This is a genomic window from Pirellula sp. SH-Sr6A, assembly GCF_001610875.1.
Classification (GTDB): domain Bacteria; phylum Planctomycetota; class Planctomycetia; order Pirellulales; family Pirellulaceae; genus JBKCUI01.
Genome location: NZ_CP011272.1, coordinates 1,133,432 through 1,147,010, shown reverse-complemented (window position 1 = coordinate 1,147,010; position 13,579 = coordinate 1,133,432). Strand labels below are relative to the sequence as shown.

Annotated in this window: 8 protein-coding genes; 6 read left to right on the top strand and 2 right to left on the bottom strand. The window is 51.9% G+C overall.

All coding sequences use genetic code 11. The annotated features are described in order from the left end of the window. Positions 1–2: 2 nt before the first annotated feature. Together VN12_RS04395 and VN12_RS04390 are read right to left on the bottom strand one after the other, a co-directional pair. Positions 3–1,691, bottom strand: coding sequence for an HDOD domain-containing protein (locus tag VN12_RS04395; RefSeq protein ID WP_168164217.1), 1,689 nt, complete (start codon positions 1,689–1,691; stop codon positions 3–5). 96 nt (positions 1,692–1,787) lie between these two features. Further along, on the bottom strand, positions 1,788–2,198 hold the full coding sequence (locus tag VN12_RS04390; RefSeq protein ID WP_168164216.1) for an Hpt domain-containing protein: 411 nt from the start codon (positions 2,196–2,198) through the stop codon (positions 1,788–1,790). Positions 2,199–2,516: 318 nt separating this feature from the next. Between VN12_RS04390 and VN12_RS04385 the strand changes: the two genes are divergently transcribed. The 6 genes from VN12_RS04385 to VN12_RS04360 all read left to right on the top strand — a co-directional run bounded on the left by VN12_RS04385 (position 2,517) and on the right by VN12_RS04360 (position 13,512). Beyond that, a complete protein-coding gene (locus VN12_RS04385) occupies positions 2,517–3,659 on the top strand; it encodes a sensor histidine kinase (protein WP_168164215.1) in 1,143 nt (380 codons plus the stop codon). Beyond that, complete coding sequence (locus VN12_RS04380; RefSeq protein WP_146675681.1) at positions 3,652–4,086, top strand: response regulator; 435 nt, start codon at positions 3,652–3,654, stop codon at positions 4,084–4,086. Before VN12_RS04385 ends, VN12_RS04380 begins: the two co-directional genes overlap by 8 nt. Position 4,087: 1 nt before the next feature. Further along, positions 4,088–6,697 (top strand): PAS domain S-box protein, encoded by a 2,610-nt coding sequence (locus VN12_RS04375; RefSeq protein ID WP_168164214.1) that lies wholly within the window; start codon positions 4,088–4,090, stop codon positions 6,695–6,697. Continuing rightward, on the top strand, positions 6,687–7,139 hold the full coding sequence (locus VN12_RS04370) for a response regulator (RefSeq protein WP_146675679.1): 453 nt from the start codon (positions 6,687–6,689) through the stop codon (positions 7,137–7,139). The genes VN12_RS04375 and VN12_RS04370 overlap by 11 nt, the downstream gene beginning before the upstream one ends. 62 nt (positions 7,140–7,201) lie before the next feature. Then, positions 7,202–9,958, top strand: a complete 2,757-nt coding sequence (locus VN12_RS04365; RefSeq protein WP_146675678.1) for a response regulator — start codon at positions 7,202–7,204, stop codon at positions 9,956–9,958. Between the two features lie 173 nt (positions 9,959–10,131). Then, a complete protein-coding gene (locus VN12_RS04360; protein WP_146675677.1) occupies positions 10,132–13,512 on the top strand; it encodes a serine/threonine-protein kinase in 3,381 nt (1,126 codons plus the stop codon). Positions 13,513–13,579 lie beyond the last annotated feature (67 nt).

The following is a 13,579-nucleotide window of genomic DNA, read 5'->3' as shown; positions in this document are numbered from 1 at the left end:
AATCAGATCGAGAGCACGCGTTCCATGGCTTGCTCAAGAGCGCGAAAGCTCGAGGGAAGTGGAATTGTCGTTCCGACCGGGAGCCAATCATCCGTCGGTCGCTGGTCGCACATCATGCACCAACCCTCTTTGGCATTTAAGGACCATTCTGCAATGGGGGGCGAGGTCGAGGAATGGAGGCAATTGACCAGAATCTTGCCGTTTCTCGCTTGTTTCACATCTTCGACATGATGAACGTCCACGCCTATCAGGGAAATGATTTCAGAAAGGAAATCAAAATCCTGTTTTTCCCAGCAGTAATACGGAATCGAGCTGTTGGGCTTTTGGATGGCTGCCGTTGCATCAGCGATTGCATCGCACGAAGCCTCCCTGATGGATTCCAGCCGACCTCGAATCTCCTCAATAATCGCTTGAGGATTGTGGATGTTAATTTCTCGAAGAAGTTGTGACGAGGGGAAGTCGATGAGTTCCCAAGGCATCCAATTGCCAAGAGCCATTTCTGCGAAGAAGACGACCGATTTCATAAGCAGGACACTGGATTTGATCGTTCGGGGCAGCGTCGCTATCGATCGGAATGTGAGGTCTGCGTATTGCAGAGGTAACAGCAATTCATTTGGGACCCCCCAATGTGAAAGAACAATGGCCGTCGCGACGGCTGGTTGTCGCGGGAAAGTTTCGCTTTCCAAGCTATTGAGAGATCGCGATGTCGTCTGACACTTCGCGACCAAACTCTCGTACAAGGGGGCATAGGCGGTCGCAACAACAAAGTGTCGCAAGTGGTGCATGAGCGCGCAAAAAGAAACGGCGTCATAATGCGGAGTATCCGTTTTATTTCGAAAGATTGCTTCGATAGCCAAGTTTGTGGCAAGGCTACGTCTTCTGGCTAAATCCTTATCGAGCCATGGCAAGACAAGATCGGTCATGCTTTCCAACGTGCAAACGGCGACGGCAATGTCACCAAGTCGTTTGGTTCCAACGTGAGCGATGGCCTCGTTCAATTCCCGGAATTGACGTCCCGTTCGGTTGTACGCATGGCTGTTTGCTAATCGAAGAAGTTCTGCGGTTAGCACGGCATCATTGGATACGATCTGATTTACCAAACGAAGATCGCATTGGGTCGCGCGAACGCATTTCAACAGTTCCAGAGCTGAATTGGATACAGGGAGAATATGCGATATCTCCCCCAGGCGTTTGTCGAACTCGTCCAAGCTAATAGCGGCGGAATTGGCTACAGGTGCGCCATGCACTAATGCTCCCGCGGAAAACTCGTTAGAGTTCGTGGAGTTCGGTGAGCTGCCTTCATCAACCATTCGTTTGCGTCGACAAACCAGTCCTTTCATTTTTGCTGCAAAAGCAAAGTAGTTCGTAGGCTTATAAATAATATCGTCAACACCGCGAAGAATGAGATCTTTGGTCAATCGCGGCTCATCCACATTGGAGTGAATAACGATCAAGGGACGATGGGTTGACTCCGAGAGAATATCCACCGCGAGCGCGTGCCCGTGTTTATTTGGCATCAGGAGATCGGTAACGACCAAATCAAAATTTTGATCGCGGACCTTGTAGATCGCCTCGTTCCCGTCAATGGCGGTTTCGCATAGGAAGCCTTCGTTTGTGAGAGCCATTGTCACGGCCCTGCGCGCTACAGGTTCGTCATCGACGATAAGGGCTCGGAGCGGTGCGTCTTCCACAATTGCTTACTCGACAGAGAAAAGGGCATTGACTACGGCATTGACAACGGCTTCAGCCAGCGACTGAAGGAGAAAACTTCGGGAACCAGGTTTCCTTTATTGGGGACCAGATGGCGACACTTGTCCGTTTGTCCGAATCTGGAGGATTTGTTCCAAACATCGTGATAGCTCTACGTCAAGTTCTTGGATCAAGATCTTGATGCGATCGCGGTTGCCTTCTGCCGATCCGCTTTCAATACGTTCTGCGAGTTCTGCCAAGTGTTCGGCGCCGAGGATGGCTGCTGCTCCTTTCAAGGAGTGTGCTGCTTCACCGACTCCGCTTAGATTTTGGAATTCCGCGTGGCTTCGAATAGTCTCGAGATGGTTTTCCGCCGAGTTTTCCAGTTCCTGCATCAGCGCGAGGGAGAATGCCATGTTTCCTTGACAATGCTTCGACAAAATATCGAGATTGATGGCCGTTCGATCCTCTGAGTCATGGAAGACGGGATGACTGGTTGTGGATGGCATGGCGTTGTGCAGCATGTCGGTTTTGTACCTTGAGTAAAACACGAAAGGATCGAATTCCGGCCGTTGGAATGTAGGTTATTCGAATGGATGCAAAGGGATCGACTGCGAGAAAAATTGACGCTTGAGACGACGAGGGGGCCGATTATTCGGAGTGTCTGGTTTGAAGTGGCCTTGGAGGGCGACTCCCATTTACGTCACTGTCGACGACGAAGGGATGATATCCCCAAGACGCATGTCGGTAGGGAGTTGTGGTATCCTGACGCACTGATGCGTGGATGCTGTCAGGAAAGGATTTTCGATTTTCAATGAGGGAATGGCATGACGATTCCAAGGCAACCCCTTCGATCGTTCGCGCAGAGCGTCGTCGAAACGGTCCGCCATCCGCTCGTCGTTCTCGATTCTCATTTGGTGGTTCGAGCGGCTAATTCTGCATTTGAAGGAACGTTTGGTATCGCATTAGGCGATGCTGTGGGATCTTCTTTTATGGAGCTTCGGGAAGGTGGACTTGCGGTTCCGGAGCTGCTAGAGATGTTGTTGCGGGTCGTGACTACTGGCGAAGCCTTCGAAGGCTTTGAAGTCTCTCGCGATTTTCTTGGGGTGGGACGCCGGGAGTTGGTTCTCAATGCTCGACGCATTTATGCGGACGACGACCCCGCGTCGATGGTGCTACTCGCAATGGAAGATGCGACCGCCGAACGAATGGCTCGCGAAGCAGTCCACCAGCTTAACATCGAATTGGAGAACAAGGTACGCGAGAGGACCGCGCAGCTGGTCGTTGCGAACCAGGAGCTGGAGGCATTTTGTTACTCGGTATCACATGATTTGCGAGCGCCCCTGAGAGCTATCGACGGATTTTCGAGGGAATTACACGATGCGTATTTGGAGCGTTTGGATGACACAGCACGCCATTACTTAAAGCGCATTCGCGCTAATAGCCAACGGATGGCAAACCTCATTGATGATCTCCTGCATTTATCGCGACTTGGCCGAGCTGACATGAACTTGGAACTAGTCGATTTGAGCTCGATCGCTTGCGAGGTGGCCGACGACTTGAGGAGGCAAGATCCGGAGCGGAACGTCCAAATGTCGATTCAGTCCGAGTTGATTGTGGAAGGGGATGAACGACTATTGCGCATTGCGATTTGCAATCTGATGGACAACGCATGGAAGTTCACGTCGAAGAAGAGCCACGCCACGATCACTGTCGGACGGAGCGACGAAGGTAAGGGTGTGGAGTACTTTGTACGAGACGATGGTGTTGGATTCGATCCAAAGTATGCAGGAAAACTATTTGGTGCTTTCCAAAGGCTCCATCACGAAGCGGAATTCCCGGGAACGGGGGTTGGATTGGCGATCGTTCAGAGAGTCGTTCATCGTCATGGAGGGACGGTAAAGGCTCAAAGCGAGCTTGGGAAGTGGGCCATGTTTTCGTTTACTTTAGGAGGGGGGAGCCGTGAGTAGTAAAGTCATTTTGTTGGTAGAAGACAATCCCGATGATGAAGAGCTCGCGCTCCTCGCATTTCGAAAAAGCAAGTTAGCAAACGAAGTGATCGTTGTTCGGGATGGTGAAGAGGCGCTCCTCTATCTGTTGGGAGATGGTGTGAGCGAGCCGAAGATATTGCCCCAAGTCGTCTTGCTCGATCTGAAATTGCCCAAGATCGATGGACATGAGGTATTGAAACGGATCCGATCCGACACGCGCACCCAGCGATTGCCCATCGTCATTTTGACTTCATCCAGAGAAGACGAAGATGTCGTGAGGGGGTACAACCTGGGAGCGAACAGTTACGTTCGGAAGCCCGTCGATTTTGATGGGTTTATCGAAGCAATTCGTCAGCTTCAAGTTTACTGGCTGATTTTGAATGAAGCTCCGCCATTGGGGTATTGAAATGACAAAACAGCTCCGCGTGCTCATTGTGGAGGATTCGGCAGACGATACGGAATTGCTCCTTCTAGAGCTCCGCCGCGCTCGGTTGGAGCTGTCGAGTTTGCGAGTGGAATCCGCACTAGCAATGTCGAATGTTCTCGAATTAGAGCCTTGGGATGTCGTATTGATCGACCATTCTCTGCCCGGATTTGACGCTCCCTCTGCCCTGCGATTGGTTCAGGAAAAGAATCCGGACCTTCCTGTGATCGTAGTTTCAGGAACGATCGACGAGGGTTTTGCCGTAGAAATGATGCGGGCCGGCGCTGCTGACTACGTAATCAAATCGAACTTGGTGCGTCTACCGGCTGCGATCGAGCGCGAAGTGCGTGATGCCGGCAATCGGCGAGCACGCAGGATTGCGGAGGAGGCGGTGCGTGCAAACGAAGAACAGCTTCGCGCCGTTTTTGAGAATGTCACCGTAGGCATCGCTGTCACGACGACAACGGGAAAGTTTGTGCGTTGTAATAGTGCCTATTGTCGAATGCTTGGCTTCACGGAACAGGAGCTCATGCAAATCGATTTTGTCTCTCTGACACACCCCGATGACAGGGTTCACAATCATCAACTTTTATCCGACTTGCTAAACAAGAAGTTTTCTCATTTCGTCTTGGAAAAAAGGTACTTCCACAAGAGTGGCGCCATCGTTTGGGTGCGAGTGGGTGTTTCGGTGTTGCGCCATGGGGACGGTACCAGCACCCATCTTATTGGAGTGGCAGAGGACATAACGCGTCAAAAGGCTGCGGAGCAAGAGTTAACGCAAAGTCGAGACTATTTGAGGATGGCATCGCGAGTCAGCCATGTGGGAGCTTGGTCCGTCGAGATTCCCGAAAGAAAGTTAACTTGGTCGGAGGAGGTTTTTGGGATCTTCGAGTATGCCGGGGGATCGCCCCCAGACTTGGGAGAGGCCATTGCATTTTACAAATGGGAATCGCGAGAGGTCGCCCTTTCAGCATTCGAGCGATGTGCAAGGGACGGAACCCCGTTTGATTTGGAGTTAGAAATTCTGACCGCGAAAGGGAATCGACGATGGGTACGGTCGATTGGCGAATCAGTCAGGAGCGATGATGGAAGGGTTATCCGTGTGCAAGGCGCACATCAAGATGTAACCGAATCCAAGCGTGCAAGGGAGCGAGAACGACAGCTTCAAGCCAGGTTGGCGGAGACATTGGAGAGTATCAGTGATGCCTTCTACACACTGGATATCCGTTGGTGTTTTACTTTTTTGAACAATGAGGCGGAGAATCTATTGCAGAAGACCCGAGGATCATTGTTGGGTGCGAATGTATGGTCGGAGTTCCCCTCCATGATTGGCTCCAGTTTTGAAACGAAGTTTCGGCGGGCAGTTCAGGCCAGGGTGGCGGTCGAGTTTGAAGAGTTCTATGCCCCCTTACAAGCTTGGTTCTCCGTCAAAGCATATCCAACGCCAGAGGGATTAGCGGTTTATTTCCAGGATTGCACGGACCGAAAGCGTGCCGAGGAAGCCGTGCGAGAGAGTGCAGAGCGATTTCAGTTGCTAGCTCGCGCTACGAATGACGCAATCTGGGATTGGAACATCGCCACGAACGAGCTTTGGTGGAACGATGGCTACGAGAATCTTTTCGGTCATTTGCGATCAGAAGTGTCGTCTTCCATCGAGTCTCTGACCGACTGGGTTCACCCAGAAGATCGGGAGGCGGTCGTGTCGAGCCTCTTTGAGTCGATAACCAGTGGGAGTGAACATTGGACGTCCGAATTTCGATATCGTTGCAAAAATGGAAGCTACTCTTTTGTGAGAACTCGCGGGCTTCTTCTCCGAGACGTCTCAGGAAAGGCGATCCGCGCGATTGGGGGTATGACTGACTTGACCAGCTTAAAGCTTATCCAAGAAGATTTAGCTAGGAGCAATGACGATTTGCAGCAATTTGCATATGTGGCCTCCCACGATCTTCAAGAGCCTTTGCGAGCCGTCGCAGGTTGCACTCAATTGCTTCATAAACTCTATGGAAACAAACTCGACGAGCGAGCTCGCGAGCTCATGACACATACTGTGGACGGTGTTGGCAGAATGCAGTTGTTGATCCGAGATTTGTTGGCGTATTCGGGTGTGGATAAGCGTACGAGCCACCCGCAACGCATTCCGCTTGCGAATGCGGTTCAAACTGCATTGGAAAACCTTCGTCTATCGATCGAGGAAACCCATGCGATCGTACAACTCGATTCACTTCCAACCGTGGTGGCGGACGAAAGTCAAATGTCATTGTTATTCCAGAACTTGATTGGGAATGCCATTAAATTTTCTGGGGGCAAACAGCCTCATATTCGTATTAAGGCATCGAAGCTTATCGCCGAATGGCAGGTATCGGTGGCCGACAACGGTATAGGGATCGATCCAGAATATTTTTCGAGGGTCTTTGTCCTGTTCCAACGATTGCACACGCGGTTGGAGTATCCGGGGACAGGGATAGGCCTGGCCGTCTGCAAGAAGATTGTGGATCGGCATGGCGGCCGTATATGGATTGAGTCATCACCTGGGACGGGATCCGTTTTTTGCTTTACGTTACCGGACTCGGAGGGAGGACATTATGTCATTTGAAGACGATAGGCGAGCGGTAGAAATTCTTCTCGTCGAAGATAGTCCAAGCGATGCGTTATTAACGCGCGAGGCATTTGGCATGACCTCCATTCAGAACCGGCTTCATTTAGCAATGGATGGTGTCGAAGCCATGGCGTTTTTGAGGAAGCAAGGGGTATACAACACCTCCCCTACTCCCGATTTGATTCTTTTGGATCTTAATTTGCCCCGCAAGGGTGGCCATGAAGTGCTATCTGAAATCAAGGGTGATTCGGGCCTCTGCTCGATTCCTGTGGTAGTATTGACGACATCTCAGCGTCGAGCGGATGTTTCCCGAGCCTACGAACTTCATGCTAATTGTTATGTGGTCAAGCCGGTCGACTTTTTAGCCTTCGTGGACGTAATTCGTTCCATTCAAACTTTTTGGTTTACCGTCGCCTTAATACCTGAGCTTGGGAAGTAGTCTGTGTTCGTATTGGGGTGATCGGGGCATGGGAAGGAAAGTTCTGAGCAGAGCCGATTTCGATGATGAAATTACTTCTAGTTGAAGATAGCCCAACAGACGCTTTGCTGACGCGAGAAGCGATCGATTTGGATCGATTCCATTTGACTCACGTCGAACGGTTAGGGCGTGCGCTCGCGGTGATTGCGGAGAGGCCCATTGATGTCATCCTTTTGGACCTTGGATTGCCCGATTCACAGGGGCTTGAGACGCTTCAGCGGCTTCAACAGGAAGCCCCTTCTATACCTGTGGTGGTTCTTTCGGCGAAGGCGGACGAACGGCTTGCATTGGAAGCTGTTTCGCATGGCGCTCAGGAATATCTCGTTAAGAATCAGATGGATGCAGAGATCCTCGATCGCGCCCTTCGTTATTCGGTAGAGCGGAAGAGGACCTCGGACTCGCTTCGTCAAAGCGAAGCTCGGCTCACCGAGGCGGTGCGTATTGCCCGTCTGGGGTACTGGACTCGAGATTTGAAAACCGGACGACTTGAGTGGTCGGACTTGCTGCACGAAATGTTTGGGGTGGATCCAGCAACTTTTCAAAACACCTTCTCCTCCTATTTGAAGTGCCTTCATCCGGAGGATCGAGATCGAGTGCGGGATACGATCCTGAAAGCTATAGGAAAGTCAGAACCTTTCGATCACATGTATCGAATTATTCTGCCAGACGGTATTCGGTTCATTCACGAAACAGGTCGAGTCTATACCGAGAAAAGTGGGATTCCTGTTCGCATATCGGGTACCGCTAGGGATGTAACCGACCAGGTGAAAGCCGACGAAGCATTACGAGCCAGTGAAGCCCGATTCCGAACGATGGCGGATGCTGCGCCTGTCATTATATGGGTTAGCGATAAATTTCTCGCTCGTACGTATGTGAACCGGCAATGGTTCCTTCTCACCGGTCAGATGGAGGATACGGCACTCGGTTACGGTTGGATCGAATCGGTCCATCCAGAGGATCGACGTGCGTCCGAGGAAGTGTACAGGGAAGCCTGTGAACTCCACAAACCGTTTCGGCTGGAATATCGTCTTCGCATCGCAGGTGGATCGTACGCGTGGTGTTTGGATACAGGCACGCCGCAATTCGATCATGAGAACAATTTTGTAGGCTACGTGGGATCGGTTATCGATATCACGGAACGGCGAGGGGCTGAAGCGGCATTGCGTGAGAGCGAGCGTTTCGCACGCTCGGCGCTCGATGCCCTTTCTTCGCAGGTTGTCATACTCGATGAAAATGGGGTGATCCTAGCAACCAACAAATCGTGGAGAGAATTCGCAGAGCAAAATGGTGGCGATCCTGCAAAAGTTGGGGTTGGGACGAATTATCTCTGGACTTGCCAAGCCAGTAAATCGAATCCCCCGGAAGCAGCGAATACGATCAACCGCGCGATCCGAGAAATCATTGCTGGGTTGAGGACGGAATTCTCATTGGAATACGAGTGCCACTCCCCCACGGAACAGAGATGGTTCGTGTGCCGACTATCCAGATTTAGCGGTCCAGGGGCAGTCAGAGTGGTCGTCGCGCATGAGAACGTCACGAGTATTCGTCGCGCCGAAATGATGCAGCAAGCGAAGGAGGAAGCGGAGCGAACCAGTCAAGCCAAAAGTGAATTCCTGGCAACCATGAGTCATGAGCTTCGGACACCGCTCAATGGAATTCTGGGGATGAATGAACTGCTGCAGACAACCCAGCTCACTCCGCAACAGCGGGAATATGTAGATGCCAGCACAAGCAGTGGTCAAACGCTATTGAGCCTTATCAATGACATCCTCGATATTTCAAAAATCGAAGCTGGAAAAATCGAACTGGATTGGAATCCATGTCATTTAGACCAGCTTATTCGCGACACGATGGGCGTCTTTTCGATCGAAGCCAAGAGGAAGGGCATCGAGTTGGCGTGCAAGCTCGCGCCCGAGTTACGCCATGCGGTACGATGCGACGAGACACGTTTTCGGCAGGTGCTCCTCAATCTGATCGGAAATGCGTTCAAGTTCACGAGCCACGGGAGTATCACAGTGGAAGCCGAATGTACGCAAATGCAATCGGCTAGTATGACGATAAGGCTGTCGGTGACCGACACGGGGATTGGCATCTCGGACAATCGAATCGCCCATATTTTTTCACCGTTCACCCAGGCCGACCAGTCGACAACCCGCAGGTATGGCGGAACGGGACTGGGGCTCTCCATTTCTCAGCGTCTTACCGAATTGATGGGTGGGCAAATCGGTGTGTCGAGCCGTTTAGGTGTAGGCTCCACTTTCTGGGTACAGATACCGTTTGACATCGTCGATGAAAACCGACTGGTCTCCACAGCTACTCGAGAAGGCTTTGATCGAAGGGCCAAGGCGAGCTTGCCGGACGAGATCGTACCCGTCGATGCGCGCGAGAATGAGCATTCGCTTCATATTCTGGTGGCGGAGGACAATAAGATTAATCAGTTGTATGTGAAGGAGCTTTTGAGGCTGTCTGGTTTCACATGCGACGTGGTGGAGAGCGGAGACGAGGCATTGTTGGCGATCGAGAAGCGACGATATGACCTCGTATTGATGGACTGCCAAATGCCTGAGATGGATGGATTTTCGGCAACCAGGGAGATTCGTCGCCGGGAACAGGCAGGAGAGCTTTCCGGAAGACTTCCGATCGTAGCACTTACTGCGAACGCAGTTAAAGGCGATCGCGAGAAGTGTTTGGATGCTGGGATGGATGACTATCTTCGCAAGCCGATCGAAGCGTATGAGTTGACGAGGGTTCTCGAGAAGCATCTCTTGAAAAAGAACTAACAAGTGCACCTCCTTCGGGCTTGATTCATTTCTCCCCTTCCGAGCGATTGATTGCATCTGAGCGATGCCTGGGATACCATGATTCATTCGCAAAAACGCTGGTTTTTGTTGTCCAGAGTCCATTGGAATTAGACAGCCCTAAGCATCTGTCGAGCGATACTGTAGATGGTTCTATGAATCTTACTGAGCGACCAGGAAACGAAGACGAACAGCTGTTCGAAGAATTATTACAACTGGAAACGGAAGCCGAGCGGACAACTTTTTTAAAGGAGCGTTGCGCCGGGAGTCCGGAATTACGGGAGTGGTTGGAATCGCTTTTGGAAGGATATCTACAGAGCGACTTCATGGAAACGCTGCCATCATCACTGGGGCAGATGATGGATGTTCCGCAGCGGCTAATTGGCAAGGAGGTGGGGCGGTTCGAAATTCTGGAGGGTCTGGGTTCGGGGGGGATGGGGGATGTCTATCTGGCGTGTGATCGCGAAGACAGAAAGCAACGGGTCGCCATCAAAGTGATCAAGCCCGGGATGGATAGCAGGCAGATCATCCGTCGATTTGAATTGGAGCGACAGATACTGGAGCGACTCGATCATCCTCACATCGCCCGATTTATTGAATCGGGGACAACTGTCGATGGGTATGTCTATTTCGCCATGGAGCAAGTGCCGGGCATACCTCTCGATGCCTTCTGCGATCGCATGCGTTTGACGATCCGCGATCGAGTAGAGCTGGCGATTCGCATTTGCCAGGCCGTCTCGCACGCGCATGACAAAGGAGTGATTCACCGAGATTTGAAGCCAAGCAATATTCTCGTTTTTCAGAAGCGAGGGGAGGCGATTCCCAAGGTGATCGATTTTGGGATCGCGAAAGCGTTAACAACAGGCCAGCATCAATCGGTTCATTTGACCTTTGCCTCCCAATGGGTTGGGACGTCGCGGTACGCGAGCCCGGAGCAACGGAGTTGGGCGTCGGACGTCGATCCTCGCTCGGATGTTTACTCACTCGGGATGATTCTGTTGGAGTTGTTATTCGGATTCTCGCACGAGCGGGTGATGATCGCGACAGGATCGAGATCCAAATCGAGTTCGGCCAGCGGCATCACTCGGTTAGCGATTGCCGATGCGCCCACTCATCGCGATGTTCGTACGCAGATAGACGACGTCATAGCCGAGGCAAGGCGAGCGAGTGTCCGCGAATTGACGACTTGGCTTCGCGGTCCGTTGGGTTGGATCACATTCCAAGCGCTGCGCGAGGAGCGTGAGGCAAGGTACGAATCGATGTCGGCACTGCAAGCCGACTTGGAGGCATGGTTGCAAGGGCGTCCTGTCGAGGCAACGCGTTATCGCGATCGTCGATTCGTGTCGGCTATCACCTATTCTACGGGGGTTGGGGTGCTATTTTTCGGGATTCTTTGTGCGGTTTGGGTATGGCGCAAGGACCTTGGGTTGTTGAATGAGTCACCAAGGTTGATTTTGAATGTGAGGAGGGCGTTGGCATTCGAGGTCAAAGAAGCCTTCGCAGCCATCGAGCAAGGAGATCAAACGATGGTGGCGAACTTCTTAGGAAACTGGAAGCGGGCGACCGACAGCAAGCATTTAGGGTTCGCCGTAAACTGGATCGATGAGTATCACAAGGTTAGTCTTGCAACCCCACTCATGCAGGCGCCCGGCTGGCGTTCGTGCTCGACCCATCCATCGGGTAACTTGATTGCCATGGGTTCTCAACGCGGATACGTGACGCTATTCGACGGTAAGAATGGCCAAAAAGTTTGGGATTTCAAGGTGTCGGATGTCGAGATCTCATCGCTCTCTTTCTCACCCAATGGTGCGTGGTTAGCAATTGGCGCGAAGGATGGTCTCATCCGGATTTGGGGATTGGAATCCCGTTCCGTAGTGCACGTTTTTGCAAAGCATCAGAATACGGTTAGCGCGCTGGTGTGGTCACCGGATAGCAAATGGTTGTGCTCAGGGGACCGCTTTGGCGCGATGGAATTGTGGGAAGTTTTGAGTTGGCGGCATATTGGAACCATGAATGATCGAGGAAGTCACGATTCGTCCGTGCGAGAATTGACTTGGTCTCCCGATGGAAAATGGATCGCAGCCGCCACAAAAAAAGAGGGGACATTGGTTTGGCCTGCGCATCAATGGACGGTGTCCCATAAGGTTGGAGACGGGGATTCCACGGGTGTATGTTTTTCGCCTGACAGTCGATTTTTAGGGACGACGAACTATGCCTCAAAACTCACCATCATGTCGATGGAAACCGGCGAAGTGGAATATGCGATGACCATGCCAACGCCCATGTCGACGGTGCAATTCAATTCTGGGAATGCACTTCTAGCGGGTTCGCATGGCGGGATGGTTTATGGGTTGACCCGAGCTAACGCAACCAAAACTTGGTTTATTCAGAGCAGTCGGCAACTACGTGGGCAGGAAGATCGTCTAGAGAGTTGTGATTGGAATGAAAAACGAGGAATGTTTGTCTTTTTCACTCCCTCTGAAGAAAAGGATTGTCTGGTGCAAATCCTTTCAGAGAGTTCGGTCTTTGGCTACAGCAATCCGGACAGTGCCCTTCTCCCAGTGGGTGTCGCTGCGAGCCAACGACTGGTGCTTTCGCAGTCTCGGGATCACAGCAGATTGATCTGGAGCGAATTAGAAAGTGGGGAGGTTCTGAAGGATTCCCCTTTCTTCTCTAGCCCGGGCGCACCCTTTGCGGAATGCCCGACAGGAAAGAAGGTTGCAGTCGCGCGAAACGCGGGGGAATTGCGACACCGAATCGTCCAGCTCTTGGACTGTTCGACGATGGAAAGCCAAAAGGAGTTGGAGTTGCTCGAATTCGAAATTGCGGACCTAACGTTTTCTCCGGATGGAAAATCGTTGGCGATCGGTTGCGACGGAGGTCAATTATGGCTTTGGGATTTTGACCTGGATCGTGTTCGACGAGTCGATTTGGGAGATGTCAAAAACCGTCGCGTCCAGCCTCTTTTCAGTCCGGACGGAAGCCGGCTCGTTGCTATTCCGTTCTACCACGAACGCTTGCAGATTTGGGACTCGCGTGGAAAGAGTCGATTGGGGGTAGTCGAGTACCCGCTTCATTGCAATAGGGGTGTCTTTCATCCCGATGGTAGATTGTTCGTTGCGAGACAGGCCGAGGTATCCATTGTCGATGTGGAGAAAGCTAGGGAAGTGGATCGTCTGAACTGGTCGCCAAATGGTACCCTTCACTCGACCAGGGACAATGTCGAGAATTTGGCGCTGAGTCCGGACGGTTCCGTGTTGGCGTTGAGCATTGGTCCTCGAATCCATTTGTGGGATTGGGAAACAAAGATGAGACTTAAGGTCTTTGGGGTTCCTGCCAATGGCGATGATGTTTCGCCGACGAATCGCTGGCTGAGATTTTTAAGCGATCGGACGCTGTTGCACGTAGGCAGGTACGAGGGATTTATCACATCGATAGGGGCTGGTTCTCGCGTTTGTCCCCCGGCGAATTCAACGCCATTCCACCCGGATCTGGATTTATCCTTATTCAAGCGGGTGGGGACGCGGGCTCCGTAGCGGATCGCTGCATATTGCCTGGTGTGATCGTCCTGTGTTATGCTTCTCGCCAAACCCATCCGATCGT

Bases quoted from the DNA above. Each gene is read 5' to 3' on its own strand.
- VN12_RS04390 (WP_168164216.1), bottom strand. From the start codon at position 2,198: ATGCCATCCACAACCAGTCATCCCGTCTTCCATGACTCAGAGGATCGA.
- VN12_RS04385 (WP_168164215.1), top strand. From the start codon at position 2,517: ATGACGATTCCAAGGCAACCCCTTCGATCGTTCGCGCAGAGCGTCGTC.
- VN12_RS04375 (WP_168164214.1), top strand. From the start codon at position 4,088: ATGACAAAACAGCTCCGCGTGCTCATTGTGGAGGATTCGGCAGACGAT.
- VN12_RS04370 (WP_146675679.1), top strand. From the start codon at position 6,687: ATGTCATTTGAAGACGATAGGCGAGCGGTAGAAATTCTTCTCGTCGAA.
- VN12_RS04365 (WP_146675678.1), top strand. From the start codon at position 7,202: ATGATGAAATTACTTCTAGTTGAAGATAGCCCAACAGACGCTTTGCTG.
- VN12_RS04360 (WP_146675677.1), top strand. From the start codon at position 10,132: ATGAATCTTACTGAGCGACCAGGAAACGAAGACGAACAGCTGTTCGAA.